The 24395-nt window shown below is 68.9% G+C and carries 20 protein-coding genes, 1 tRNA gene and 1 riboswitch; of the genes, 16 read left to right on the top strand and 5 right to left on the bottom strand.

The features are described from left to right. Positions 1 to 64 precede the first annotated feature (64 nt). A complete protein-coding gene (locus ACDP63_RS08925; protein ID WP_409927912.1) occupies positions 65 to 5779 on the top strand; it encodes an amino acid adenylation domain-containing protein in 5715 nt (1904 codons plus the stop codon). Here ACDP63_RS08925 and ACDP63_RS08920 read toward each other — a convergent pair. After that, positions 5719 to 6960, bottom strand: a complete 1242-nt coding sequence (locus ACDP63_RS08920; protein WP_409927911.1) for an NtaA/DmoA family FMN-dependent monooxygenase — start codon at positions 6958 to 6960, stop codon at positions 5719 to 5721. The two genes, ACDP63_RS08925 and ACDP63_RS08920, sit on opposite strands and share 61 nt — an antisense overlap. An 88-nt stretch (positions 6961 to 7048) precedes the next feature. Here ACDP63_RS08920 and ACDP63_RS08915 point away from each other — a divergent pair, with 88 nt between their 5' ends. Genes ACDP63_RS08915 through ACDP63_RS08900 form a run of 4 tightly spaced genes read left to right on the top strand, consistent with a single transcriptional unit; the run spans position 7049 to position 10845 of the window. Beyond that, entirely contained in the window at positions 7049 to 7828 is a 780-nt protein-coding gene (locus ACDP63_RS08915) for an ABC transporter ATP-binding protein (protein WP_285049669.1), read from the top strand. After that, entirely contained in the window at positions 7825 to 8823 is a 999-nt protein-coding gene (locus ACDP63_RS08910; RefSeq protein ID WP_024845256.1) for a FecCD family ABC transporter permease, read from the top strand. The genes ACDP63_RS08915 and ACDP63_RS08910 overlap by 4 nt, the downstream gene beginning before the upstream one ends. After that, a complete protein-coding gene (locus ACDP63_RS08905; RefSeq protein ID WP_028712691.1) occupies positions 8820 to 9854 on the top strand; it encodes an iron ABC transporter permease in 1035 nt (344 codons plus the stop codon). Before ACDP63_RS08910 ends, ACDP63_RS08905 begins: the two co-directional genes overlap by 4 nt. Positions 9855 to 9867: 13 nt before the next feature. Then, entirely contained in the window at positions 9868 to 10845 is a 978-nt protein-coding gene (locus ACDP63_RS08900) for an ABC transporter substrate-binding protein (RefSeq protein WP_028716740.1), read from the top strand. Here ACDP63_RS08900 and ACDP63_RS08895 read toward each other — a convergent pair. Together ACDP63_RS08895 and ACDP63_RS08890 are read right to left on the bottom strand one after the other, a co-directional pair. Next, a complete protein-coding gene (locus ACDP63_RS08895) occupies positions 10780 to 11232 on the bottom strand; it encodes a chorismate mutase (protein WP_409927910.1) in 453 nt (150 codons plus the stop codon). The two genes, ACDP63_RS08900 and ACDP63_RS08895, sit on opposite strands and share 66 nt — an antisense overlap. Next, positions 11229 to 12896 (bottom strand): (2,3-dihydroxybenzoyl)adenylate synthase, encoded by a 1668-nt coding sequence (locus tag ACDP63_RS08890; protein WP_028716741.1) that lies wholly within the window; start codon positions 12894 to 12896, stop codon positions 11229 to 11231. The genes ACDP63_RS08895 and ACDP63_RS08890 overlap by 4 nt, the downstream gene beginning before the upstream one ends. Positions 12897 to 13255: 359 nt before the next feature. Between ACDP63_RS08890 and ACDP63_RS08885 the strand changes: the two genes are divergently transcribed. The 4 genes from ACDP63_RS08885 to ACDP63_RS08870 all read left to right on the top strand — a co-directional run bounded on the left by ACDP63_RS08885 (position 13256) and on the right by ACDP63_RS08870 (position 18555). Beyond that, on the top strand, positions 13256 to 15334 hold the full coding sequence (locus ACDP63_RS08885) for a TonB-dependent receptor (protein WP_147428489.1): 2079 nt from the start codon (positions 13256 to 13258) through the stop codon (positions 15332 to 15334). Positions 15335 to 15580: 246 nt separating this feature from the next. Further along, positions 15581 to 15794, top strand: a riboswitch (cobalamin riboswitch). Positions 15795 to 15993: 199 nt separating this feature from the next. Next, positions 15994 to 17739: a ribonucleoside triphosphate reductase gene (locus tag ACDP63_RS08880; RefSeq protein ID WP_104494137.1), complete on the top strand. Its 1746-nt coding sequence runs from the start codon at positions 15994 to 15996 to the stop codon at positions 17737 to 17739. A 14-nt stretch (positions 17740 to 17753) separates the two neighbouring features. Beyond that, on the top strand, positions 17754 to 17936 hold the full coding sequence (nrdD, locus tag ACDP63_RS08875; protein ID WP_072462921.1) for an anaerobic ribonucleoside-triphosphate reductase: 183 nt from the start codon (positions 17754 to 17756) through the stop codon (positions 17934 to 17936). Continuing rightward, complete coding sequence (locus ACDP63_RS08870; RefSeq protein WP_072462922.1) at positions 17929 to 18555, top strand: anaerobic ribonucleoside-triphosphate reductase activating protein; 627 nt, start codon at positions 17929 to 17931, stop codon at positions 18553 to 18555. The genes nrdD and ACDP63_RS08870 overlap by 8 nt, the downstream gene beginning before the upstream one ends. On the opposite strand, the gene ACDP63_RS08865 is transcribed toward ACDP63_RS08870, so the two are convergent. After that, complete coding sequence (locus ACDP63_RS08865; protein WP_231000293.1) at positions 18540 to 19592, bottom strand: hypothetical protein; 1053 nt, start codon at positions 19590 to 19592, stop codon at positions 18540 to 18542. The two genes, ACDP63_RS08870 and ACDP63_RS08865, sit on opposite strands and share 16 nt — an antisense overlap. A 108-nt stretch (positions 19593 to 19700) precedes the next feature. On the opposite strand from ACDP63_RS08865, the gene ACDP63_RS08860 reads away from it, so the two are divergent. From ACDP63_RS08860 to ACDP63_RS08835, 6 genes are all read left to right on the top strand, one after another. Next, the gene (locus ACDP63_RS08860) at positions 19701 to 20276 is read left to right on the top strand and encodes a TonB-dependent siderophore receptor (RefSeq protein WP_409927909.1); all 576 of its coding nucleotides are present in this window, start codon (positions 19701 to 19703) and stop codon (positions 20274 to 20276) included. 220 nt (positions 20277 to 20496) lie between these two features. Continuing rightward, positions 20497 to 20976: a hypothetical protein gene (locus tag ACDP63_RS08855; RefSeq protein ID WP_409927908.1), complete on the top strand. Its 480-nt coding sequence runs from the start codon at positions 20497 to 20499 to the stop codon at positions 20974 to 20976. Beyond that, positions 20973 to 21224: a hypothetical protein gene (locus tag ACDP63_RS08850; protein WP_409927907.1), complete on the top strand. Its 252-nt coding sequence runs from the start codon at positions 20973 to 20975 to the stop codon at positions 21222 to 21224. Before ACDP63_RS08855 ends, ACDP63_RS08850 begins: the two co-directional genes overlap by 4 nt. A 201-nt stretch (positions 21225 to 21425) precedes the next feature. After that, positions 21426 to 21908: a hypothetical protein gene (locus tag ACDP63_RS08845; RefSeq protein WP_409927906.1), complete on the top strand. Its 483-nt coding sequence runs from the start codon at positions 21426 to 21428 to the stop codon at positions 21906 to 21908. Continuing rightward, positions 21909 to 22190, top strand: coding sequence for a helix-turn-helix domain-containing protein (locus tag ACDP63_RS08840; protein ID WP_409927905.1), 282 nt, complete (start codon positions 21909 to 21911; stop codon positions 22188 to 22190). Continuing rightward, a complete protein-coding gene (locus tag ACDP63_RS08835) occupies positions 22073 to 23083 on the top strand; it encodes a tyrosine-type recombinase/integrase (protein ID WP_409927916.1) in 1011 nt (336 codons plus the stop codon). Before ACDP63_RS08840 ends, ACDP63_RS08835 begins: the two co-directional genes overlap by 118 nt. Positions 23084 to 23107: 24 nt before the next feature. Here ACDP63_RS08835 and ACDP63_RS08830 read toward each other — a convergent pair. Next, positions 23108 to 23184: transfer RNA gene (locus ACDP63_RS08830), tRNA-Arg, on the bottom strand. A 98-nt stretch (positions 23185 to 23282) separates the two neighbouring features. Between ACDP63_RS08830 and ACDP63_RS08825 the strand changes: the two genes are divergently transcribed. Then, positions 23283 to 24302 carry a LacI family DNA-binding transcriptional regulator gene (locus ACDP63_RS08825; RefSeq protein WP_024845600.1) on the top strand — a complete coding sequence of 340 codons (1020 nt, stop codon included), beginning with the start codon at positions 23283 to 23285 and terminating at the stop codon, positions 24300 to 24302. The last annotated feature ends 93 nt before the right edge of the window (positions 24303 to 24395 follow it).

Genomic DNA, 24395 nt, shown 5'->3' with positions numbered 1-24395 from the left:
CCTTGACACCGCCATTAGTTGAGTATTTTTATCAACAACTATCGCCAGACGCAAGGGGATGAACATGGACCTGACCGCCATGCAGGCAGCCTATTGGACCGGGCGCGATTGGAAGGGGCCGGGCGGCGGCGTATCCGCACATCTGCATACCGAATTCCAGCCGCAGGGGCTGGAGCCGCAGCGGCTGGACCGCGCGGTGCGCGGGCTGTTCCGCCGGCACCCCATGCTGCGGCTGCGGGTCACGGCCGCAGGCCAGCAGGTGATCCAGCCGCTGGACGACCGCCACGCCCTGCGGGTCGAGGATCTGCGGGCGCTGGCGCCGGATCAGGCGCAGGCACGGCTGGCCGCGACGCGGCGGCGGATGACGCATCAGCGGCTGGACATCGCCTCGGGCGAGGCGGCGGAATTCCTGCTCAGCCTGCTGCCGGGCGACGAGCAGCGGCTGCATGTCGACCTGGACATGATCGCGGCCGATCCCTCCTGCTTCGGGCTGGTCATGGACGACCTGGCCCGGCTTTACGAAGATCCGGCCGGGATCACTGCGGTCGAGGAACCCGAGGGCTGCTATTTCGACTATCTGGGCCGGCTGCCCCCCGACCCGGCGGCCGAGGCGGCGGATCGGGACTGGTGGCGGGCGCGGCTGCGCGACATGCCGCCGGCGCCCTCGCTGCCGCTGCGCGACGGGGCGGCCGCGCCGGAAAGCACCCGGATCTCGGCCCTGCTGCCGCCGGCGCAGGCCGCTGCGCTGCGGGGCCTGGCGCGGGAACTGCCGGTCACGCAAACCTCGCTTTACCTGGTAGTCTTTGCCGCCATTCTGGCGCGGGCGACGGGCGACCGGGCCTTTCGCCTGACGCTGCCGGGCTTCTTCCGCGCCCCGGTGATGCGCGGCGCCTCGCGGCTGGTCGGGGATTTCACCAATATCCTGCCACTCGGCCTGCGGGTCGGGCCCGAGGCCACGCTGGCCGGACTGGCGCGCGAGGCAGGGCGCGAGATCGCCGAGGCGCTATCGCATCAGGCCTGCCCCGGCGTCGCCGTGCTGCGCGAGATGTCACGCGGCGGCCAGGACATGGAATCCGCGCCGGTGGTCTTTACCAGCGGGCTCGACCTGGACGGGGCGCAGCGCCAACTGCTGAGCCCTCGCGTCGGCCGGCTGTTCGGGCGACTGGTCTGGAGCGTCTCGCAGGCGCCGCAGGTTGCGCTGGACGTGCAGGTCGCATCGCTGGCCGAGGGCGTGCTGCTGAACTGGGACCTGCGGCTTGACGCGCTGCCCGGCGACTGGGTCCGCACCGCTTTCGATGCCTGCCACGCGGCGCTGTGCCGGCTGGCCGATGCGCCCGATCTGGCGGCGGCGCCGCTGTCGGACTGGCTGCCGGCACCGATGCGGATGCGGCGGCTGGGCGAGCTGCAAAAGGCCTATCTGCTGGGCCGCGAGGCCGAGCTGCCGCTGGGCCGCACCGCCATGCAGGAATATCGCTGCTATCGCGGCCCGCTGGATGCCGAAGCCCTGGCGCTTCGGGCCAAGGCGCTGATCGAGCGGCACGAGGCGCTGCGCTGCCGGCTCGACCCTGCCCATTCCGCGCTGCGCGTGCTGGACGAAGCCGAGCCGCCGCTGGAACGGATCGACCTTTCGGGACTGGCCGTCGATGAGGCCGAGGCGCAGCTCTCTGCCCTGCAGGACGAGTTCGCCCGCGCATCGCTGCCGCTGGACGGGTTGCTGTGGCGGCTGGTGCTGGTGCAATTGCCCCGGCCCCGGGAACAGGCATTGCTGGTCAAGATGGACGCGCTGGCGCTGGACGGCGCCGGGATCGGGCAGGTGATCGCCGAACTGCTGGCGCCCGGGTTGCCGCCGGCCTCCGCCCTGCCCGAGCCGCCGCCCGAACAATCCGACCGCGCCGCCGATGCCGACTGGTGGCGCGCGCGCCTGGCCGGGGTCGAGGGGCCGCCGCGCCTGCCTTGGCGGCAACCGCCGGAGGGCATCGACCGCCCGCGCTGGCGCCGCGACAGCCGCCGCATCCCGCGCGATCAGCTGGCGCGCCTGGCCCGGCTGGCGGCGGCGCGGAAACTGACCCGCAACAGCATCGCCATGGCCGTGGTGCTGGAGGTGCTGGCGCGCTGGACCCCGGACCTGGCGCCCTGTGTCGCGGTGCCGGTGGCGCCGCCGCCGGGCGGGGCGCTGGCCAACCGCTCGTCCTTCATCGCCGTCGACTATCGCGCCGACCGGGGCAGCTTCCTGGACCATGCCCGCCGGCTGCAGGAGAACCTGCTGGAGGGCATGGCGCATCCCGGTCTGTCGGGGGTCGGCCTCAGCCGGCTGCTGCTGGCGCAGAACGGCGGTCGGATCGCGCTGCCGGTGGTGCTGACCAACGGCATGGGCTGGGACCGGGTGCCCGCCGATGCCGGGCTGCGGCTGGTGGACGGGCTGGTGCAGACCCCGCAGGTCGCGCTGGACCTGCGGCTGTCGCTGGATGCGGAGGGTGCGCTGCTGCTGCAAGCCGATCACGTCGAGCAGGCGCTGGAGCCTGCGGTCGTCGGCGCGTTGCTGGACGCCGCCGCCCGCGCCTTCGCCGCGCTGGCCGGACGGGACGAGCTGACCCTGGCCGGCGCCGATTTCCTGCCGCCGCCGCCCGCGGCCCCCGCCGGGGCGGAACATGCCGGCCCCGGCCATCTGGAGCGCATCGCGGCGCAGCTGTTCGGCGGCGATCCCGACCGCACGGCCCTGATCTGCGACACCCGCCGCACCAGCTACGGCGCGCTTGGCCTGCGGGTGCGGCGCGTGATGGCCGGGCTGGCCGCGCGCGGGCTCGCGCCGGGCGACGTGGTCGCGATCTGCCTGCCGCGCGGACCCGAGCATCTGGTGCTGACGCTGGCCTGCGCCTTCTCGGGGCTGGTCTGGGTGCCCATCGACGCCGCCGCGCCGCCCGAGCGGCGCGACTACCTGCTGCGCAATTCCGCGCCGCGGCTGGTCGTGGCCGGGACCGACCTGCCCGGCTGGCCGCTGGCCTCGCCCCGCACCCTCGAAGCGCATGACCCGGCCCCGATCCCGCAGGGGCTGGCCGCGCTGTCCCGCTCCGAGGCGGCGGCCTATTACCTTTACACCTCGGGCACCACCGGGCGGCCGAAATGCGTGGTGCTGAACAACCGCGCCACCGCGAATGTCATCGGCCATACGCTGGATGCCTGGGGGATCGGGGCCGAGGACGCGGTGATCTCGGTCACGCCGCTGCATCACGACATGTCGGTCTTCGACCTGTTCGGCACCCTGGCCGCCGGCGCGCGGCTGGTCATGCCCGCGCCGGCCGAGGAAAAGGACGCCCTTGCCTGGAACCGTCTGGTGCGCGACCACGGCGTGACCGTCTGGTGCTCGGTCCCCGCCATCGTCGAGATGCTGCTGGCCTGCGCGCCGGATGACGGGCTGACCTCGCTGCGGCTGGTGGCACAGGGCGGCGACTACATCAAGCCGGCGGTGATCGACCGGCTGCGCCGGCTGCGGCCCGATGCGGCGCTGTGGTCGCTGGGCGGCCCGACCGAGACCACGATCTGGAGCATCTGGCACCGGATCGGCCCCGAGGACGACCGCATCATCCCCTATGGCCGCGCCCTGCCCGGCAACCGCTACCTGCTGCTGAACCCGCAGGGCGAACCCTGCCCCGAGGGCGTGGCCGGCCGCATCCACACCACGGGCGTGAACCTGGCGCTCGGCTATCTGCGCGACGGCGCGCTGGAACAGACCGACTTCACCGAGGTCGAGGGCATCCGCGCCTTTCGCAGCGGCGACCTGGGTCGGCTGCGCGGCGACGGCACCATCCTGTTCGACAGCCGGGTGAACGGCTATGTCAAGGTGCGCGGCGTGCGCATCTCGCTGGCCGACGTCGAGGCGGAGCTGGCCGCCCATCCCGCCGTCGCGCAGGCCCTGGTCGTAGACATTCCCGACGCGCGGGGCGAGACGGTGCTGGCCGCGCTGGTCGCCGGCCGCGACCTGCCCGAACCGGCCGCGCTGCGCGCCTTCCTGCGCGAGCGGCTGCCGCAATCGCACCTTCCCGACCGCATCCTTGCAATCCCGGCGCTGCCGCTGTCGGCCAACGGCAAGCCCGACCGCCGCCGCGCGCGCCAGATCGCGGGCCAGCCCGGCCCCGGGCCGACCGCACCGCCAGAAGCGCCAGGTGCCGAGCCGGCGGACGCGCTGACGGGCCTGATCCTCGCCGCCTTCCGCGAGGCGCTCGGCGCGCCCGGAATGGGGCCCGAGGACGATTTCTTCGACCATGGCGGGCATTCGCTGATCGCGACCCGGATCATCGGCAGGCTGCAGGCCGAGCATGGCATCGCCCTGCGCTTCACCGACATCTTCCGCCATCCGACCGCCCTCGCGCTGGCCGGGATCGCCACCCGCAGCGCGCCGGCCGCACCGATGCCCGCAGCCGGGGACGACGCGGCCGGGCCCCAGGCGGCGCCCCTGTCGCTGGCGCAGCAATCGCTGTGGAAGGCCTATGCCGCCTTCGGCTATGGCGGCATCTTCAACCTGCCCTTTGCCCTGCGTTTCCCGACCCCGGTGGACGAAGCGGTCTTCGGGCTGGCCTTCGGCGACCTGATCTGCCGCCATCCCGTGCTGCGCAGCCATTTCCGCGAGGAAAACGGCCAGCCGCTGCAAGAAGTGGTCCCGGTCGAGCGGCTGGGCAATTATCGCTGGTTCTGGACCAGCGCCGAGGCGGGCGAGGCAAACCGCCGGACCGAGGCCGGCCATGTCTTCGACCTTGCCCGCGAATTGCCGCTGCGGCTGCGCTTCTTCCGCGAGGGGGACGAGCAGGTGCTGTCCATGCTGTTCCACCATATCGTGCTGGACGAATGGTCGCTGAACCTGCTGATGGACCAGCTTGGCCACGCCTATCGCCAGCGCGCGGCGGGGCTGGCGCCGGATTGGCCCGACCAGCCGCCGGGCTTCCACCGCTTCGCCGCCGCGCAAAGGGCGGCGGATACGGACCGCGTGCATCTGGACTACTGGCTGGATCACCTGCGCGGCGCGCCGCGTGCCCGCCCGATCCTCGGCGCTGCGCCGGGCGGACAGGACCCGCAGGGCGGCTGGACCCGGATCGACCTGCCGGCCGAGGTCGCACGCGGGCTTTACGCCACGGCGCGGCGCAACGCGGCCTCGCTTTTCGCGACGGCCTATGCGGCGATCGGCGCGGCGCTGGGGCGGCTGGGCGGCATCGACGACCTGGTGATCGGCACCTCGGCCTCGGGGCGCAACGATCCGGCCTGGTTCGACACGGTGGGCTATTTCACCACCATGACCGCGCATCGGCTGGCGCTGGGGGCGCAGGACACGCCTGCCGCGCTGATCGCGCAGGTGCGCGACCGCATCGCCCGGTCGCTGCCGCATTCCGAGGTCCCGCTGGACCTGGTGGGCGAGGCGCTGACCGGCAATCCCGTCACCCGGCTGGACGAGATGTTCGAGGTCTTCATCCAGATCCACGCCCGGAACCGGATGAACGGCGCCATCGCGCTGATGGACGGCAGCCGCGTCGAATACCGGCAGATCGACCCCGACAAGGCGGAATCGCTGCTGGGCCTGCAATTCGAGATCGTCGAGGACGTGGCGGACGAGACCGCCGGCCTGCGCATCATGCTAAGCCATCGCGCCGACCGCTACGGCCCCGCCGAAATCCGCCGGATCACCCAAGCGGTCGAGGCGATGCTGGCCCGCTTTGCACAGCCGCAGGACGATCAGCCGCTGGACGCCGGCGAGGCAAGCCCCAGATGCGCGGCCAGCGTCTCTCCGGCATAGGCGTGGCGAAAGCGCCGCGCCTCGGCCAGCGCCGGGATCAGGTCGGACAGCAGCAGGTCCAGCGATTCCCCGCTGCCGCCCGGCAGGGCGATGAAGCCGTCCATGACCCCGGCATCCGACCAGGCGGCGATCTCGGCCAAGGCCTCGGCCGGGGTGCCGACGAAGGTCCAGTGCCCGGAATTGGCCACCTCGGGGCGCAGCAGCAGGTCGCGCAGGGGCGGGCTTTCCTGCCGGATCAGCCGCTGCAGCAGCCCCGAATGGGTGCGGCTGCGCAGCGCCGCGTCCCCGGCCGGCAGGTCCGCGGGGGTCAGGGGACGATCCTCGGGCCAGTCGCCCAGGTCGCGGCCGACCAGCGCCCCCAGCTTGGCCCGCAGCGCGGCCGGGTCGCGGCGGGCCTGCGCCTCGCGGAACATCTCCTGCGCCTCGCTCCGGCTGGGCGCCAGATAGGCGTGAAAGCCCGGCAGCAGCCGCGGCGCGTCGTCGCGGCCGGCGGCGCGGGCCCGGCGCTGCAGGTCCGACCGCAGCTCTTGCCCCGCGGCAGGGTCGGGGACCGAGGCGAAGATCGCATCGGCGACCGAGGCGGCGAAGCCGCGCCCCTCGGCCGAGGCGCCGGCCTGGAACAGCGCGACGCGCGCGGGATGGCGCGGCACGTTCAGCGGCCCCTCGACCTGATAGAAGGCGCCGCAATGGTCGATGGCCGCCAGCCCTTCGGCACCGTGGCTGTCCCAAAGGCGGCGCACGACATCGGTGAACTCGGCCGCGCGGGCGTAACGCTCGGCCGCCGAGGGCATGGCGGCAAGGCCGAAATTCCGCTCTCCATCCAGCGCGGTGACGATGTTCCAGCCCGCCCGGCCGTTGCTGAGCCAGTTCAGCGTCTGCAGCTGGCGCGCGGCGACATAGGGCGGGTTGAAACTGGTCGAGACCGTCGTGACCAGCCCGATCCGCCGCGTCGCCCCGGCCACGGCGGTCAGCACCAGCGTCGGATCCAGCGCCGCCCGCGCGATGCGCGGCCCCGCCCCCTTCGGGTCGATGTAAAGGCTGTCTGGCTTGAAGACGAAATCCAGATGCGCGGCCTCGGCCCGGACCGCCAGCGCGCAATCCAGCGCCAGCGCCTGGTCCGGGGTCGGCGGCGGCCCCCAGGTCCGGGCAAGGGCCAGACCGATATGCAGCATCCGCGCCATCGCATGCTCCTCGTGAAATTGCGTCTGGATAATTCCGAGTGTTTTACTTTACGAACCGGAGGACGCGATTGCCAGCCGGAGTGAAAACGTGATCCGCATCCAGGGCCTGACGGTCGGCTATGGCCGAAAGCCGGTCATTCGCGGGCTGGACGCCAGCTTTGCGCCGGGGCGCTTCACCGCGCTGGTCGGGCCGAACGGCTGCGGCAAATCGACGCTGCTGAAGGCGGTGATGGGCTTTCTGCGTCCCCAGGCCGGCCGCGTCACGCTGGACGGCGTGCCCATGGCGCGCATCCCGCGCCGGGCGCTGGCACGGCGCATCGCCTGGCTGCCGCAAGAGAACCATTGCCCCGACTACCTGACCCTGGGCGAGCTGGTCGAGATGGGCGGCCATGCCCGGCAGGGGCTTTTCGCCGGGCCGGACGACCGCGACCGGCTGCTGTTTCGCGAGGCGCTGCGCATCGTCGGGCTGCAGGATCAGGCGCATCTGCCGGTCAACGCCCTGTCCGGCGGCCAGCGGCAGCGCGCCTTCATCGCCATGGTGCTGGCGCAGGACACGCCCGTCGTGCTGATGGATGAGCCGGTGAACCACCTGGACGTCACCTATCAATATGCCCTGCTGGGGCTGGTGCGCGACCTGACGCGGCGCCATGGCCGCACGGTGGTCTCGGTCCTGCACGACCTGAACCTGGCGCTGAGCTTCGCCGACGAGGTGGTGATGATGTCGGGGGGAGAGGCCCGCGCCTCGGGGCCGGTGGCCGAGGTCCTGAACGCCGCGAACCTGCGCGAGGTCTTTGACCTAGACGCGCAGGTCATCCGCCACGAGGGGCGGCGGATCTGCCTGCCCGCCCTGCCGGAGCCCAGCGCATGAGGCGCGGCTTTCCGGTCCTTGCGGCGCTGGCGCTGGCGCTTTGCCTGCTGCTGGCCCTGTCGGCGGGCGAAAGCTGGATCCCGCCCTCGGGGATCTGGGCCGCGCTGGCCCGCTTCGACGAGACGCGGCAGGCGGATGTCATCGTGATCTACCAGCGCCTGCCGCGCGCGCTGATCGCCATGCTGGCCGGGGCGGCGCTGTCCATGTCGGGGGCGGTCCTGCAGGGCGTGCTGCGCAATCCCCTGGCCTCGCCCTCGCTGGTCGGGATCAATGCCGGGGCGGCGCTGGCGGTGGTGGCCGGCGCCTTCCTGCTGGGGCTGGAGCCGCGGGCGCAGGGATCGGCCGCGCTGGCGGGCGGCGGCCTGGGCTTTCTGGCCAGCCTCGGCGTCGCGCGGCTGGCCGGCCATGCGCATGATCCGCGCGGGCTGGCGCTGATCCTGTCCGGCGCGATCGTCTCGATGTTCCTGGGCGGGCTGACGCAGGCGCTGCTGCTGTCCGATCCGGCGCTGCGGCAGGATTACCTGGGCTGGCTGGGCGGCAATGTCAGCCATGTCCATGCCGAAAGGCTGGCGGATTTCTGGGGGCTGGCGGCGCTTGGCATGGCGGCGATGCTGCTGCTGGCCCGCCGGCTGTCGCTGCTGGCGCTGGGGGCCGAGAAGGCCGCCTCGCTGGGCATCGACGTGGCGCGCACGCAACTTCTGGCGCTGGGGGCGGCGGTGCTGGCCTCGGCCTCGGCGGTGGCGATCTGCGGACCGCTGGGGTTTCTGGGACTGGTGGTGCCGCATCTGGTGCGGCCGCTGACCGGCGCGCGCTTCGGGGCGCTGCTGCCGGGCTGCGCCCTGGCCGGGGCCTGCCTGTGCCTGCTGGCCGACCTGATCGCGCGCATGGCGCTTGCCCCCCTGGCGCTGCATACCGGCGTCGTGCTGGAGCTTCTGGGCGGCATCGCCTTCATGCTGATGGTGCGCCGCTTCTACCTGCGCGGAGCCGAGGCATGAGCAGCCGCGCCCTGGACGGCCGCCGCGTGCTGCGCCTGCCGGGCGGGATGCAGATCGGACTGGCGAATCTGGCCGCCGCGCTGGCCCTGACGCTGGCGAGCCTGGGGCTGGGGGCGGTTTCGCTGTCCTGGGGCGAGACGCGGCTGGACCTGCTGGCGCCGCTGGATGCGGATCAGGCTTTCGCGCTTTACCAGGTGCGGCTGCCGCGCCTGCTTCTGGGCTTCATGGCGGGCTGGTCGGTGGCGCTGGCCGGCGCCATGCTGCAATCGCTGGCCCGCAATCCGCTGGCCGATCCGGGCCTGCTGGGCCTGTCGCAGGGCGCGATGGTGGCGATCATGGTCCTGACCGTGCTGGCCCCCGGCCTGCCGCCGGCATGGCTGCCGGGCGCGGCGCTGCTGGGCGGCCTTGCGGTCGCGGCGCTGCTGCTGGCGCTGGTCCGCGGCCATGCCGGCGGGCTGGCCGTGCTGCTGATGGGCATTGCGCTGGAATCGACGCTTTCGGCGGTGACGGCGGTGCTGGTCCTCTATACCCCGCCCGAGACCTCGCATGCGCTGGCCGGCTGGATGGCCGGGTCGCTGGCCCTGGCCGACTGGCCGCGGGTGACGATGCTGGCGCCATGGTTCGCCGCCAGCCCGATCGCCATCCTGCTGCTTGGCCGGGCGCTGCGGCTGATCGACCTCGGCGCGCCCATGGCGATGGCGCTGGGGCTGGATGCGGCACGGGCGCGGGTGGCGGTCCTGATCGTTGCGGTGCTGCTGAGCTCGGCCGCCTTGACGGCGGTGGGGCCGCTGATGTTCCTCGGGGTCATGGCGCCGCAGCTAGCGGCGGCGCTGTCGCCCGCCTCGGGCCGGGCGCGTCTGGTGCTGGCGGCGCTGACCGGCGGGCTGCTGGTCACGGCGGCCGACATGCTGGCGCGCAACGCCGGCACCGATATCGGCCTGCCGGTCGGGCTGGTCCTGGTGACGCTGGGCGCGCCGCTTTTCGTGCTGGCGATGCGGATGCGGCTGTTCCTGCGGATGAGTTCAAGCTGAAAAGGAGGACGAGATGCGCCGATTGCTGATGACCGCCCTTGTGGCGCTGGCCGCCATCGGGACGGGACAGGCCGCCGAGGTGACCGACGATACGGGGCGGCAGGTGCGGATCCCCGACGACCCGCAGCGCGTCGTGGCGCTGCACGAGCCGGTGCTGGCGGTGCCGCTGATCGAGCTGGGCGTGCCGGTCGTCGGAATCTACGGCCGGGGCGACGACGGCTCCAGCCTGACCGCGGTGGATTTCCTGCACGAGATGCTGGGACGTTCCAAGGATGCCGACCCGATCCCCGGGATCGGCCCGGTGGGCAGCATCAACCTGGAAAAGCTGCGCGCGCTGCGGCCCGACCTGATCATCGGCACCGATTACGATGCCGGCAAGGCCAAGGCCCTGTCCCAGGCGGCGCCGGTCTATCTGCAGAACAGCAGCGCCGCGACCGCCCACGGCTTCAGCGTGCAGGAGGAGCTGGCGCGCGTCCTGCATCGCGAGGACCGCTTTCGCGAACTCAGGACCGCCTATCAGGCCCGGCTTGACGGATTGCGCGGCCGGTTTCCCGATCGCCTGCCCAAGGCGCCGGGGGAAAGGACCTATCTCATCGTCATGCTGACCGACCAGGCCAATGTCGTGGCCGGCATGTCCGGCGCGGTGCAGGCCCTGGAGGACCTGGGCTATCGCCGGGCCGAGATCGCCGGCGAGGGCTCGACCCGGCAGTCGCGCTCGATGCTGATCCTGCCCGTCGGGGCCGAAAGCCTGGCCGGCCTGAACCCCGACCTGCTGCTGGTGATGACCAGCTTCGCCGCCCCGGCGCGGGACGAGGCGGCCGCGCGCGCGGCGCTGGACCGGCTTTCGCCCGGCTGGGACCGTTTCATGGCCCCGGCGCGCGAGGGGCGGGTGGTGTTCCTGGATTCCGCCAGGGTCACCAGCCCTTCAGTCGCCAGCGCCATGCACACGCTCGACGCGGTCGAGGGCTGGCTGGCCGGCGGGCCGCGCTGACGGCGAGGGCGCCGGGGCCGACGACCGGCGGTCTGCGGCCGGCCGCTCTGCGCGGCAGGCCCGCCAATGCGCCACCTGCTGGCGGATGAACCATTCCGCCACCTGCCCGAACAGGGGGCCGATGAAATCGGGGGCGAGGCCCGCCTCGGCGGCCCAGGCCGCGCGTTCGTCCAGCATCTGCCGCACCCGCTCCGGCGCGGGGATCGAGGCGATGTCGGGCTTGAAGTCCGCCGCGGCCAGCACGTAGCGCAGCCGCAGCCCCAGCAGCCCGACGATGCGGGCGTCGATCATGTCGATGCCGCGCCGGACGTCGCCCAGCCCCGCCACCGCTTCCGGCGGGACTAGGTCCGGCGCCAGATCCTCGGGCACCACGACGGCCGGGCTCATGCACGCTCCTCCTGCCGCGCGGCGACGGGATCGGGGAAATGCGCCTCGCGCAGTTGCTCGCGCAGCTGGCGCTTGTTGACCTTGCCGACGCCGGTTTGCGGAAAGCGATCCAGCACGATCACCTCGTCGGGGATCTTGAAGGCGGCAAGCCCGGCCTCGGCCAGGTGGCGGCGCAACGCCCCCGGCCGGGGCGTGGTGCCCGGCGCGGCCAGCACGAAGGCGCAAAGCCTTTCGCCCATCAGCGCATCGGGCCGCCCCACCACCGCCGCATCCAGCACCGAGGCATGGGCGACCAGCAGATCCTCGACCTCGTCCACGCCGATCTTTTCGCCGCCCCGGTTCACCTGGTCCTTGGCCCGCCCCTCGACGGTGATCGCGCCGTCGGCGTCGCGCCGCGCGATGTCGCCCGAGCGATAGAAGCCGTCGGCGGTGAAGGCCTGGGCATTGTGCCCGGCCATGTCGTAATAGCCGCGGATCGTGTAGGGGCCGCGGACCTGCAGCTCGCCCGGCTCGCCGATGGCGGCCTCGCGCCCGTCCGGGCGGATGATGCGCAGCTCGTCCCAGGGCGACATGGGCCGGCCCTGGGTGTTCACGATACGCTCCTCGCTGTCGGTCAGCGCGGTGAAGCAGACCAGCCCCTCGGCCATGCCGAAGACCTGCTGCAGCTGGCAGCCCAGCTCCGGCCGGATGCGCCGGGCGCTGGACGGGTTCAGCTTGGCGCCGCCGACCTGCAGCAGCTGCAGCGAGGACAGGTCCGCCCCCAGCCCGGCCTGCGCATCCAGCCACAGCAGCGCCAGCGGCGGCACCAGCGCGGTCATCGTGACGCGATGGCGGGCGATCAGGTCGAAGCAGATCCCGGCCTCGGGCTCGGCTGCGACGACCACCGTGCCCCCGGCCTGCAGCGTGCCCAGGAAACCCGGGCAGGCCATCGGGAAGTTGTGCATCATCGGCAGCACGCACAGATAGCGCGTATCGCCGTCCAGCCCGCTGGCCGCCACCGCCATGCGGATGTTGTAAAGATATTCCATGTGCCGGCGCGGGATCAGCTTGGGCACGCCGGTCGTCCCGCCCGAGATCTGGAAACAGGCCACGTCCTCGGCATTGGGACCGGCCGGCAACGGGAGATCGGGACGGAACAGGCTGTCGAAGGGCGTCGCGTCCCGGCCGTCGCCCAGCACCACCACATGCCGGACCGAGGGAACCTTGTCCTGCACCCGCCGGGCCAGCGCCACCATGTCATACCCCCCAGGCTCCTGCGCCGTCAGGATCGCGCGGGCGCCGGTGAAATCGGCAAACTGGCCAAGCTCAAGGTCGCGATGCCCGGGCAAGGCCAGCACCGGCACGACGCCCAGCCGGCAAAGCGCGAAGAACAGCGTGACGAATTCCCCGCAATTGGGGAATTGCACCACCACCCGGTCGCCGCGAACCAGTCCCAGCGCCGAAAGCCCGCCCGCCAATGCCAGCGCATCGCGGTGCAACCGGTCGTAACCGATCTGCCGCGCATCGTCGATCAGGGCGATCCGCCGACCCAGCCGCCCGGCTTGCCGCGCCAGCAGGTCGAAGAATGTCTCGTATCGCCAGATCCCGGCCTCGCGGTAACGGTCAGCGACGTCCCGGGGCCAGAACGGGCAGCGGGCCTGCCAGTCCAGAGCGTGATCTGCCACAGCAATCTCCTTTCGCAATCCGCTGGCGAAGGGTGGGCAAATCTTCCTTGATAGGGAGGACCATGTCCGCTCCGCCGAAATCCCGACCGTGACGACTGGCGGAGGGCTGAACGCACGGTATCTTATCTTTTTTATCGGATTACTGTCGCACAACCACAGATGGGTGTAAAGTGATCCTGCGGCGCAGGTTGTGGCGCAGGGGTCACGCCCTGGATTCCCAGGCGCCGCCACCCCTTGCCCCAAGCCTTGTCAATCGGTTAACCCGGCGCTGTCGCTCGGCGGTTTCCCGCCGGCGGAACGGAATCGCAAATCGCAGCCAGCATTCGCCAGCCCGCAGTAGATCTGGATAGGGTTTGGAGATGAATGGACATAAAATCCCGGTGCTGCTTGGCACGGTCGCCATGCTGGCATTGGCCACGGCCCCCGCGCTGGCTCAGGACAATCAGGGCATGGCCGAGGCGGTGCGGCTGGACGAAATCGTCCTGACCGGCGAAAAGCAGGCGCGCAGCATCAAGGATACCGCCTCTTCGGTGGCCGTCCTGACCACGCGCGACCTTGAGGAGAGCGGCGGGCAGGACAGCACCGCCGATGCGGCGACGGGCATCGCCAACGTGACCTATGTCGCCTCGGGCGGCCAAGGCGGCGCCCCCACCATCCGCGGGCAGGACAGCGAGGGTCCGAATTCCGGCGCGGTGGCCTTCTTCGGCGGCACGGCCCCGCGGCTGGCCTTCAATCTGGACGGGCATTACCTGGGCTATAACGAGATCGTCTGGGGCAGCCAGGCGCTTTGGGACGTCGAGTCGATCGAGGTCTTTCGCGGCCCGCAGACCGCGACCCAAGGCGCGAACTCGATCGCCGGGGCGATCATCGTCAAGACCAAGGATCCGACTTTCCAGCCCGAGGGCGCCGCGCAGCTGGAATATGGCAGCCACAACCGCCGCCGCGCCAGCCTGATGGCCTCGGGGCCCTTGTCCGAGGATCTGGCCGGGCGCATCGCCGTCGACTACTGGGCGCGCGACAATTACATCGACTATACCAACCCGGATTTCGCCGTCGGCTCGACCGACCAGGACCATGAATCCCGCACCATCCGCGCCAAGCTGCTGTGGCAGCCGCAGGAGATCCCGGGGCTCGAGGGCAAGCTGACCTTCTCGCACAGCCTGACCAACCGGCCGAACTGGGAAGCCGCGACCGAGCCCTATGAGGATCTGGAAAGCGCCACCGCCTCGAATCCCAGCTGGCGGCTGCGCACGAACACCACCATCCTTGATGTCAGCTATGAATTCGGCAATGGCTGGACGTTGTTCAACCAGCTGCAATATTCCGACATCTGGGTCAAACGCTCGACCGAGCCGGTCAGCGCGGGCACAGCGATCCTGGATCAGGACGTGACCTCGAACGAGACGCGCGTAACCTTCGGGACGCCCGAAGACCAGTTCAGCGGCGTAGCGGGACTGTTCGTCTCGCGCACCGATTCGGACGAGCTTCTGGATTACCGCGGCACCACCACCTATGACGACCGCAAGGACAGCCTGGGGATATTCGCCGAAACCACCTGGCGCCTTGCCGACCGCTGGAGCCTGACCGGCGGGCTGCGCTATCAGCGCGACGACATCACCCGGCGCGGCGTGTCGAGCTTTACCCCGAACGTGCTGGATTACGACGAAAGCTTCGACGCCTGGCTGCCCAGGATCGCGCTGGCCTATGACCTGGACGCATCGACCCGCATCGGCGCCATGATCAGCAAGGGTTACAACCCAGGCGGGGTGACGCTGAACCTGACCAGCGGGGAATACGTGCCCTTCGACGCCGAGACCTCGTGGAACTACGAGATCTTCGGCCGCACCCGGTTGCTCGACGACCGGCTGGAACTGACCGGCAACCTGTTCTACACCCAGCTCCATGATGCGCAGCGCTATGTCGTGACCAGCCTGCCCGAGAACATCGGCAGTTCGATCACCGTCAATGCCGAGCGCGCCAAGTCCTATGGCCTGGAACTGGGGATGGACTATCTGCTGCGCGACAATCTGCGGGTCAAGGCGGGGCTGGGCCTGTTGCATACCGAGATCAGCCGCTTCACCAGCGCGGCGGCGGATTACCAGGGCCATCGCTTCGGCCGGTCCCCGGACTATACGCTTTCGCTGGCGGCCGATTGGGACATCACCCCGGAATGGCGGCTCAGCGGCCAGCTGCGCCATACCGACGGCTATTATTCCGACGACAACGAGGACCGCGACACCTGGGTCGATTCCTATACCGTGGCCAATGCCCGGCTGACCTGGCAACCGCGCGAGAACCTGCAGGCCTTCGCCTATGTCAACAACCTGTTCGACGACCGCTCGGTGACCTATCTGCGGGCCAGCCGCTCGATCGGCGGCTTCGAGGCCACCGTGGTCGAGCCACGCGAGCTGGGTATCGGCCTGAAGATGACCTTCTGATGCGAACGAATGCCCCGACAAGGATCGGGGCATTCATCTTCTCTAAGAGCCTGCTGATCCATCGGGCCTGGACTGGCCGGTTCCGAATTGTACGACGCTCTACCACAAGCAGAAAATTTGCATGTACAAAACCGTATCGGCCTGCTTCAGGTCCGCTGCACCCGTTGTTGTGAGCGGTCTGACTTCCTCTCTTGGACAAAGTGTCGCAGGTCAATACAACATCTTGACGGATACGGCGCCTTAATCCCTATATGTAGGCATCACGGTTCTTTCGGGTCGATCCGGCCCGAAAGCGAAGAGGGAAGCCGGTGCGCCTTTCGGAGCAAGGCCGGCGCTGCCCCCGCAACTGTAAGCAGCGAGCCTGCGCCGGATCACGCCACTGGTGCCGCACGGCATTGGGAAGGCCGGCAAGGGCCGCGACCTGCGAGCCAGGAGACCTGCCGTGACGATGACGATGAACCACGGGCGGGGTGTCCCGGCGGTGCGCCTGGCAATGCGGCCTTGTCGCCGCAGGGCTCCATGCGTCCTGGCCTGCCCCGCCCACAGCAGCACGGGGAACAGATGCGGCCATTCTTCACCACCAGACCTGCCGAGGCCGGCGTCGCCGTCCGCAGCACCGCAAGGGCGGCAGCAAGCCGCAGGCAAGGGAGGGCGCGTTGATGCCGGCGCCGCTTACGCCCCCGCCCGCCGCGCCGGCAAGGGATGTCGCCGTCGATGTCGCCTCGTCGGTCAACGAATACTTGGACCGTGCCGATTGGCGGGTGAATGCCAACGCCAACCAGGACTATTCGCTCGGCGGGCTGATCCTGAACGTCTCGGGCAAGGTGGTGGCCAACTACTGGCTGTCGCATGTCTATCCGCTTGCCGTGGGCGAGGCGCACCGCCGGGGCGACCTGCATATCCACGACCTCGACATGCTGGCCGGCTATTGCGCCGGCTGGTCGCTGCGCACCTTGCTGACCGAGGGCTTCAACGGCGTCCCCGGCAAGGTCGAGGCCGGGCCGCCGAAACGCCTGTCCAGCGCCATCGGCCAGATCGTGAACTTCCTGGGAACGCTGCAAAACGAATGGGCCGGCGCGCAGGCCTTCAGTTCCTTCGACACCTATATGGCCCCCTTCATCCGCAAGGATGGCTTGGGCTATGCCGAGGTGCGGCAGGCCATGCAGGAGCTGATCTTCAACCTCAACGTCCCCTCGCGCTGGGGCACGCAGACCCCGTTCACCAACCTGACCTTCGACTGGGTCTGCCCCGAGGATCTGCGCGACCAGGTGCCCGTGATCGGCGGTCAGCCAATGAATTTCACCTATGGCGCCTTGCAGGCCGAGATGGACATGATCAACCGCGCCTATATCGAGGTGATGACGCGCGGCGACGAAAAGGGCCGGGTCTTCACCTTTCCGATCCCGACCTACAACATCACGCCGGACTTTCCCTGGGACAGCGAGAACGCCAAGCTGCTGTTCGCGATGACGGCGAAATACGGCCTGCCCTATTTCCAGAACTTCCTGAACTCGGACCTCAAGCCGAACATGGTGCGGTCCATGTGCTGCCGGCTGCAACTGGACCTGACCGAGCTGCTGAAACGCGGCAACGGCCTGTTCGGCAGCGCCGAGCAGACCGGCTCGCTGGGCGTCGTCACCGTCAACTGCGCGCGGCTGGGCCATCTGCACAAGGGCAACGAGGCCGGGCTCCGGCGTCGCCTGGACGAATTGCTCGACCTGGGCCGCGACAGCCTGGAGATCAAGCGCCGGGTGATCCAGCGGCTGATGGACGACGGGCTGTTTCCCTATAGCCGGCGCTACCTGGGCACGCTGCGCAACCATTTTTCGACCCTGGGCGTGAACGGCATCAACGAGATGATCCGCAACTTCACCGACGATGCACATGACATCACCACGAGCTGGGGCCATGGCTTCGCGCTGCGGCTGCTCGACCATCTGCGGGCGCGCATCACCGCCTTCCAGGAACAGACCGGACATCTCTATAACTTGGAGGCGACGCCGGCAGAGGGCACCACCTATCGCTTCGCCAAGGAGGACCGCAAGCGTTTCCCCGGCATTCTCCAGGCCGGCACCGAACACGAGCCTTACTACACAAACTCGAGCCAGCTTCCGGTCGGCTTTACCGACGACCCGTTCGAGGCGCTGGAACGGCAAGAGGCGCTGCAGCGCAAATACACCGGCGGCACGGTCTTGCATCTCTACATGGGCACGCAGCTGTCCTCGGCCGAGGCCTGCCGCAAGCTGGTGCGCCGGGCACTGGAGAACTTCGGCCTGCCCTACATCACCGTCACGCCGACATTCTCGGTCTGCCCCAGGCATGGCCATATCGCGGGCGAACACGCGTTCTGCCCGCGCTGCGACGAAGAGCTTATCGCGAAAAAGCGGCAATCGGCCGCGCATTGAGAAAGGAAAAGACCATGTTCGACGACCGGAAAACCGGACCGGAAGAGATCCTGCTGGCGGATGAGGAACGCCAGCCCTGCGAGATCTGGACGCGGGTGATGGGCTATCACCGCCCGGTATCCTCGTTCAACCGCGGCAAGAAGGGCGAATTCCGCGAGCGGCTGTATTTCAGCGAGCGGCAGGCCGATCTTGGCTGAGATCCGCATCGGCGGCCTGCAGCGCCTCTCCAGCTGCGACTGGCCGGGCGAGCTGGTCGCCACCCTTTTCCTGCAGGGCTGTCCCTGGGACTGCCCCTATTGCCACAACCCGCATCTCATCCCGCCCGAGGCCGAGGGGGCGCTGGATTGGCAAGAGATCCTGGGCTTTCTGGCGGGACGGCGCAGCCTGCTCGACGGCGTGGTGTTCTCGGGCGGGGAACCGACGCTTCAGCGCGGCCTGCCCCAGGCGATGCGGGCGGTCCGGGACCTGGGGTTCAGGACCGGCCTGCATACGGCCGGCCCTTACCCGGCCCGGCTTGCGGCGGTGCTGCCGCTTTGCGACTGGGTCGGCTTCGACGTGAAGGCGCCGTTTTCCGGCTATCGGCGGGTGACGGGCGCGGCCGGCAGCGGCGACAGGGCCAGGGAAAGCCTGCGGCTGCTGCTGGCCAGCGGCACGGCCCATCAGGTGCGCACGACGGTCGATCCCGAACTGATCGACGAGGCGGCTCTGGCGCAGATGGGCGCGGAACTGGCGGCGCTGGGTGTCGCCGACCATGTCTTGCAGACCTGCCGCCACACCGGCGTGCGGCGGAGCCGACCCGTTCACCTGCGGGACTGAAGGTCCGGCCCCTTCCGCGCGGCCGGCATATCGCCGCGAAGCTGCTGGCGGATGGACCGGCGGAGCGGTAAGCGCTTGCGCCCTGCGCGGGCAGCACGCTGCGGGCGATGGATCGGTCCAGCGCCTCGAAGGCATTGAGCCCGATCGCGTCGTAAAGCTCGGCCCGGGGTCTGCATCTCGGGCAGCATGGCCGTCGTCGCGCCGTCGCGGGCCAGCGCGGCGTAAAGCCGCTCTTGCGCCTTGTTGGCCACCCGCAGCGACGAGACCGGCCAGATCACCATGTCATAGCCCAGCTCCTGGAACTCCTCGGCGGTCAGGGCGGGGGTGCGGCCAAACTCGGTCATGTTGGCCAGCAGCTTCACGCCGGGCAGGCGGGCGCGGACCTCGCGGAACATCTCGACCGAGGTCAGCCGCCCGGCGGGCAGGTCGTGCAGGCCTTGCACCGCGTCGAGGAAGCGGTGCTGCTCGGCGGTGGCGATGATGCCGTCCGACAGGGTCAGGAACTTCTGGACATAGTTTTCCCGCACGAAGGGGCGGGTGCCGTCGGGATGGGCGTCGGCCAGCGCCAGTTCGTCCTCGATCACCCGGCCGTCCCTGAGCGTGACCGCGACGCGGCCGCCGAACGCCTTTTCGCGCGGGTCGCGGGCGTGATAGCGCCGCGTCCATTCCGGGTCTTCGACGGTGGTGATCTTGTGCCACAGCGCCACGGTTTCGGGCCGGTTCGCGCGCTCGGGGGCATAGGAGCGTTCGTGGTGCCAGCCGCCATCCTCCAGCGCCACGGCAAAGATATACATGATGGAATGGTCCAGCGTCTCGCGCGAGGCCTTGGGGTCCAGCTTCTGCGGGTCGTTGGCGCCGGTGCCGATGACATGATGCGTATGGTGGCTGGTGTGGATCACGATTCTGTCCACCCGGGACAGGTCGCCGATCCTCGGCCCCAGCCGGCGGGCGAGATCGATCAGCGCCGCCAGCCCAAGGATCAGCCGCGACAGGCCCGGGGACCGTCGCCGGACAGGGACTGTCGCGGAAACGGTCATTCCCGCGCGCCACCGGCCTCGATGCCCGAGGGGATGCGGATCCCGGCATGGATCTGGTGGGCATCGACGATGATGATGCGCCGGTCCCGCACCGCCGACATCCTACTGGTGACCGGGTCGGCCTTCAGATATCGGCTGACGCAGTCCAACGTCCTGACTCAGGATCCCGACCCGCCGGCCAGCAACCCCTGGGCGCAGGTGCAGACCGGCGAGGTGCAGGTCCGCGGCTTCGAACTGGAAGGCAAGGCCAATCTGGCGGCCGGGTTCGATCTGGTCGCCTCCTACGCCTGGCAGGATTCCGAGATCACCCGGACCAACACCGCCGCGCAGCTGGGCAACCAGCTCCAGCTCGCGCCCGAGCATCAGGCGACGCTCTGGGCCCATTACACCGTCCAGAGCGGCGCGCTGGAGGGCCTGGGCATAGGCGGCGGCTTGCGTCATGTCGGGCGCTGCTTCGGCGACCTGAACAACCAGATCGAGCTGCCCTCCTTTACCCTGGTCGATGTGGCGTTGAGCTATGATTTCGGCAAACAGGATCCGTCGCTTGCGGGGGTGATGCTTCGGCTGAGCGCCAGCAACCTGTTCGACAAGCGCCATGTCACCTCCTGCGCCTCGCTGACCTCGGCCAACTGCTATTACGGCGAAGGACGCTCGGTGATCGCCACGCTCGACTATCGGTGGTGATCCGGGGGCCGGCAATATGGTGAGAATAGTTAGCCCGAGGAATTGCGCAGAAGGCTTGCAACTGTTTTTTGAGCCGCTGGGCTTGGGTGTCATAGGAAGCAGTTTATGCTGCGCGGAGAACGAGAGGGTCTCATGACCAAAGGGCGCCACCGAATTTTCAGAAATCCTTGCGCTCATTTCTAGAAACCGCATACCTTCGACCAATGACACGGCGGCGGACTTGCTGCGTAGGGCCGAGAAAGCCGAAGCCGCGCGCGACGCAAATGCTAAGTGGCTCGGGGAGTTGCTCGCGGTTATACATCGAGACGGTGGGCATTATCAATCTCAGCACGGTGACGAAAAAGCTGTAGATGAAGCGCATATGATTGTAGCCCGGCTCCTCACTGAGCGCGACGAAGCACGGGCGCAGGTGGCAATGGCATATGAGGCGGCGGCTAAAACGTGCAGTCTGGCAGCCACTAACTATCTGGGAAAAGGTGCCGATACTGACCTTGGATCCAGAAGTAGGGCAATCTGCGACGTAGCGTGTCGCATCCGCGCCCTCATTCCCGCTGACGCCAAAGCCGCCCTTGAAGCCTATGGACGCGAGAAGGTGCGGGAGGGGATGCAGAGAGCGGCGGACCTGTTCAAGGACGCCAATCACGGTGAGCATATCATGTCAGCCATCCTCGCCGCCATTGAGAAGGAGGGCGGGGAATGACCCAGCACGACAAAGCGCGGGAACTGGTGGAGTTGGACAACTACCTGCGGGACCCGAGTGTCGGGTTGCCATGGGAGATCCGCATCAAAATCGCCGACCTCATCACCGCGCAGGCCGAGGAAAACCGGAGGCTGCGGGAGGCGCTGCGCGGCATGGTCGGCCTCTATGACAGTGACGAGGGAACGCGCAGCCTGCCGGAAGTTGTCGCCGCTCGCGCCGCCCTGTCCAGCACGGGGGAGAAGGGGTGATGGCATGGAAGAGCGAGTTTCTGCCGTGTCCGCTGTGTGGGCAGCCAGTTTTCGTCAATTGCGACGACTACAGCCCCGCGTCCAGGGGACGGTTCTATACCGAGTGCCAAACCGTGGACTGCATCATGCCAAACTGTGAGCATGATAGCTATGAGGCGCTGCGAGATGGGTGGAACCGCCGCACCGGACAGGGAGGCGGGGATGAGTGAGCGACCCGTCCTCGATGCGATCCGCGCCGTCCTGAAATTCAAGGACACGGCGACGATCAGCGAAATCTCCAAATATGCCGGCATGACGCACAAGCAGGTGCTGGACGTGCTGAACACCAACGGTCACATGGTCTGGCGTAACCGAAAGAACGGCCATATTACCAAGGTCGATCCCCGCGCCGTCCACCGCCAGCAGCTTGTCGAGAGCGACCGCTACTATTTCCGCGAAAGCTACGGCGCGTGGGCACATGAGGGCTACTGCCTGCGCTTCAAGGGCCATGACGATCTGCGCCAATCGCTTGAGAGCAAGCACTGGACAGGTGGCCTTGGCGATAGCTGGCAGATTACCAAGGTCGAGGACACGCCGGAAAATCGGGCCGCGCTTGAGGCAGCCGGGCTGAAACTATGGTCCGAGGCCGAGGCAGATGAACGGCTATGGCGTGAGCCTGTCCGCCCCGCACAGAGGGAGGCGTAGATGGGGAGGCCATACACCCCCGACATGTTGGCCGAGCGCTGGGGCGTCTCGGGAGAGACGGTTCGTCATCTGATCCGATCCGGCAAGTTGCCGGCTTTCCGCGTCGGCCGCATGCTGCGGATCACGCATGATACTGTGGAGGCTTACGAATGCGGGATTATCGGATCGGCCGTCTCAAAGGACGATTCGTCGTCATCTGGAACGACGACGATGGAGGCAGACGGCGTTATCGCCTTGAGGCACACACGGCAAAGGAAGCCGAGCGTGAAGCGCGTGACCTGATTCTAAAAGCCAATGCGCCCAAGGCCGGGGTGCTGGTTTCGGAGATATGGGAAGCCTACACCCGCGAGGTTGAGGGCCGGCGGCAAGCCGCGAAGATGCGGCAGGTCGGCAAGAACGTCCTGCCAGACTTCGGCCACCTGTCGGCCAGTCAGATCACCGCCGAGGACTGCCGCAGTTTCATCGCTAAGCGCCGCCGGGCAGGCCGCAAGGATGGCACGATCAGGACCGACCTTGGTTGCCTGCGCACCTGCCTGTCATGGGCAGCGAAAAGCCGCCTGATCGAGGCCGCCCCGCGCATCGAATTGCCGCACACCCCGCAGCCTCGGGACCGCTACCTGACGCGCGATGAGGTTGAGCGGCTATTGGCCGCAGCGTCCGCGCCGCACATTCGTCTGGCGATTCTGCTGATGGTCACCACCGCCGGCCGGATCGGCGCGCTGCTGGATCTGACATGGGATCGGGTGGACCTCGCGCGCCGGGTGATCAAGCTGGCGCCGAACGACCTGGGGCCAAGGAAGGGCCGGGCCACGGTGCCGATCAACGATAGCCTGATGGCGGCCCTGCAAACCGCGAAGCTATCGGGCGTCTCGGACTATGTCATCGAATGGGGCGGGCGGAAGGTCGGTTCGATCAAGACCGGATTCAACGCCGCCGTGGAGCGCGCCGGGATCGCCCATTGCACCCGCCACGACCTGCGCAGGACTGCGGGCCGGTTCATGGCCGAGGCCGGCGTTCCTATCGAGGAAATCGCTGAATACCTGGGCCACTCGAACCCGAACATCACGCGGGCAACCTATGCCCGATTCAGCCCCCAGCACCTGCGGAAAGCGGCCGGCGCTCTTGAGATTCGACCAGTCGTTTCGGTTCGACAAACCAAAGGGCATACCTTATAATGACTGATAACTACCTGAAATTTATGGTGACCCCGGCAGGATTTGAACCTGCAACCTGCCCCTTAGGAGGGGGCTGCTCTATCCAGTTGAGCCACGGGGCCGCCTAGGACCCCTTTTGCCCCCTGGCTGCGAAAATGGCAAGCTTGCCGCGGCCGGACGGAAAAGATAACGGTAACATGATTGCGTCTCGGTAATTGCGATGAACACGAAAAGACCCCGCCGCCCGCTGACCCTGCGCGATGTGTCCGAAGCATCGGGCGTGTCCGAGATGACTGTCAGCCGCGTGCTGCGAAACCGCGGCGATGTCTCGGCCGCCACGCGCGAGAAGGTGCTGACCGCCGCCCGCACGCTGGGCTATGTCCCCAACAAGATCGCCGGCGGCCTGGCCAGCCAGCGCGTGAACCTGGTCGCGGTGGTCATCCCGTCACTATCGAACATGGTGTTTCCCGACGTGCTGGGCGGGATCTCGGCCGAGCTGGACGATACCGGGCTGCAACCGGTGGTGGGGGTAACGAATTACAGCCCCTCTCGCGAGGACACGGTGCTTTACGACATGCTGAGCTGGCGCCCCTCGGGGGTGATCCTGGCCGGGCTGGAGCACAGCCGGGCGGCGCGGGCGATGCTGGACAATGCCGGCCTGCCGGTGGTCGAGATCATGGATGTGGACGGCACGCCGATCGATACTGCCGTCGGCATCTCGCACCGCCGGGCCGGGGCCGAGATGGCCGACGAGATCCTGGCCGCCGGCTATCGCCGCATCGGCTTCATCGGCACCCACATGCCGGAGGACCACCGGGCGCGCAAGCGGCTGGCCGGCTTCGAAGAGCGGCTGGGCGAGCACGGCGTGCAACTGGCCGCGCGGGAATATTACCAGGGCGGCTCGTCGCTGCTGAAGGGGCGCGAGATGACCGAGCGCATCCTGACACGCGAACCGGAGCTGGATTTCCTGTATTTCTCCAATGACATGATCGGGGCCGGCGGGCTTCTGTGGTGCATGGAGAAGGGCTATGACATTCCCGGCCGGCTGGGGCTTGCCGGATTCAACGGCGTCGAACTGCTGGACGGGCTGCCGATGCGGCTGACCACCACCGATGCCCGTCGCATCGATATCGGCCGGCGCGCGGCCCGCATCGTCGCCGGCAAGGAGCCGCGGCCCGAAAAAGGCATCATCGCGCTGGCCCCAACCATCATGCCAGGCGAGACGATTCGCAAGCATTGATGCCGCGCCGGCGGGCGGCGCTGCTTGGGTATCTGCCAAACGGCGAAACGGGCGCCGGCCCGGCCCTTGGGCGATGGCCTGCGGTTTCTCCGT

The organism is Paracoccus sp. P2, from assembly GCF_046335115.1.
Taxonomy (GTDB): domain Bacteria; phylum Pseudomonadota; class Alphaproteobacteria; order Rhodobacterales; family Rhodobacteraceae; genus Paracoccus; species Paracoccus pantotrophus.
This window is presented reverse-complemented; position numbering and strand designations above follow the sequence as displayed.

Coding starts and splice junctions, on each gene's coding strand:
- ACDP63_RS08925 (WP_409927912.1), top strand. CDS start 65: ATGGACCTGACCGCCATGCAGGCAGCCTATTGGACCGGGCGCGATTGG.
- ACDP63_RS08920 (WP_409927911.1), bottom strand. CDS start 6,960: ATGGCGCGGATGCTGCATATCGGTCTGGCCCTTGCCCGGACCTGGGGG.
- ACDP63_RS08910 (WP_024845256.1), top strand. CDS start 7,825: ATGAGGCGCGGCTTTCCGGTCCTTGCGGCGCTGGCGCTGGCGCTTTGC.
- ACDP63_RS08905 (WP_028712691.1), top strand. CDS start 8,820: ATGAGCAGCCGCGCCCTGGACGGCCGCCGCGTGCTGCGCCTGCCGGGC.
- ACDP63_RS08900 (WP_028716740.1), top strand. CDS start 9,868: ATGCGCCGATTGCTGATGACCGCCCTTGTGGCGCTGGCCGCCATCGGG.
- ACDP63_RS08895 (WP_409927910.1), bottom strand. CDS start 11,232: ATGAGCCCGGCCGTCGTGGTGCCCGAGGATCTGGCGCCGGACCTAGTC.
- ACDP63_RS08885 (WP_147428489.1), top strand. CDS start 13,256: ATGAATGGACATAAAATCCCGGTGCTGCTTGGCACGGTCGCCATGCTG.
- ACDP63_RS08880 (WP_104494137.1), top strand. CDS start 15,994: ATGCCGGCGCCGCTTACGCCCCCGCCCGCCGCGCCGGCAAGGGATGTC.
- nrdD (WP_072462921.1), top strand. CDS start 17,754: ATGTTCGACGACCGGAAAACCGGACCGGAAGAGATCCTGCTGGCGGAT.
- ACDP63_RS08865 (WP_231000293.1), bottom strand. CDS start 19,592: ATGACCGTTTCCGCGACAGTCCCTGTCCGGCGACGGTCCCCGGGCCTG.
- ACDP63_RS08850 (WP_409927907.1), top strand. CDS start 20,973: ATGACCCAGCACGACAAAGCGCGGGAACTGGTGGAGTTGGACAACTAC.
- ACDP63_RS08845 (WP_409927906.1), top strand. CDS start 21,426: ATGAGTGAGCGACCCGTCCTCGATGCGATCCGCGCCGTCCTGAAATTC.
- ACDP63_RS08840 (WP_409927905.1), top strand. CDS start 21,909: ATGGGGAGGCCATACACCCCCGACATGTTGGCCGAGCGCTGGGGCGTC.
- ACDP63_RS08825 (WP_024845600.1), top strand. CDS start 23,283: ATGAACACGAAAAGACCCCGCCGCCCGCTGACCCTGCGCGATGTGTCC.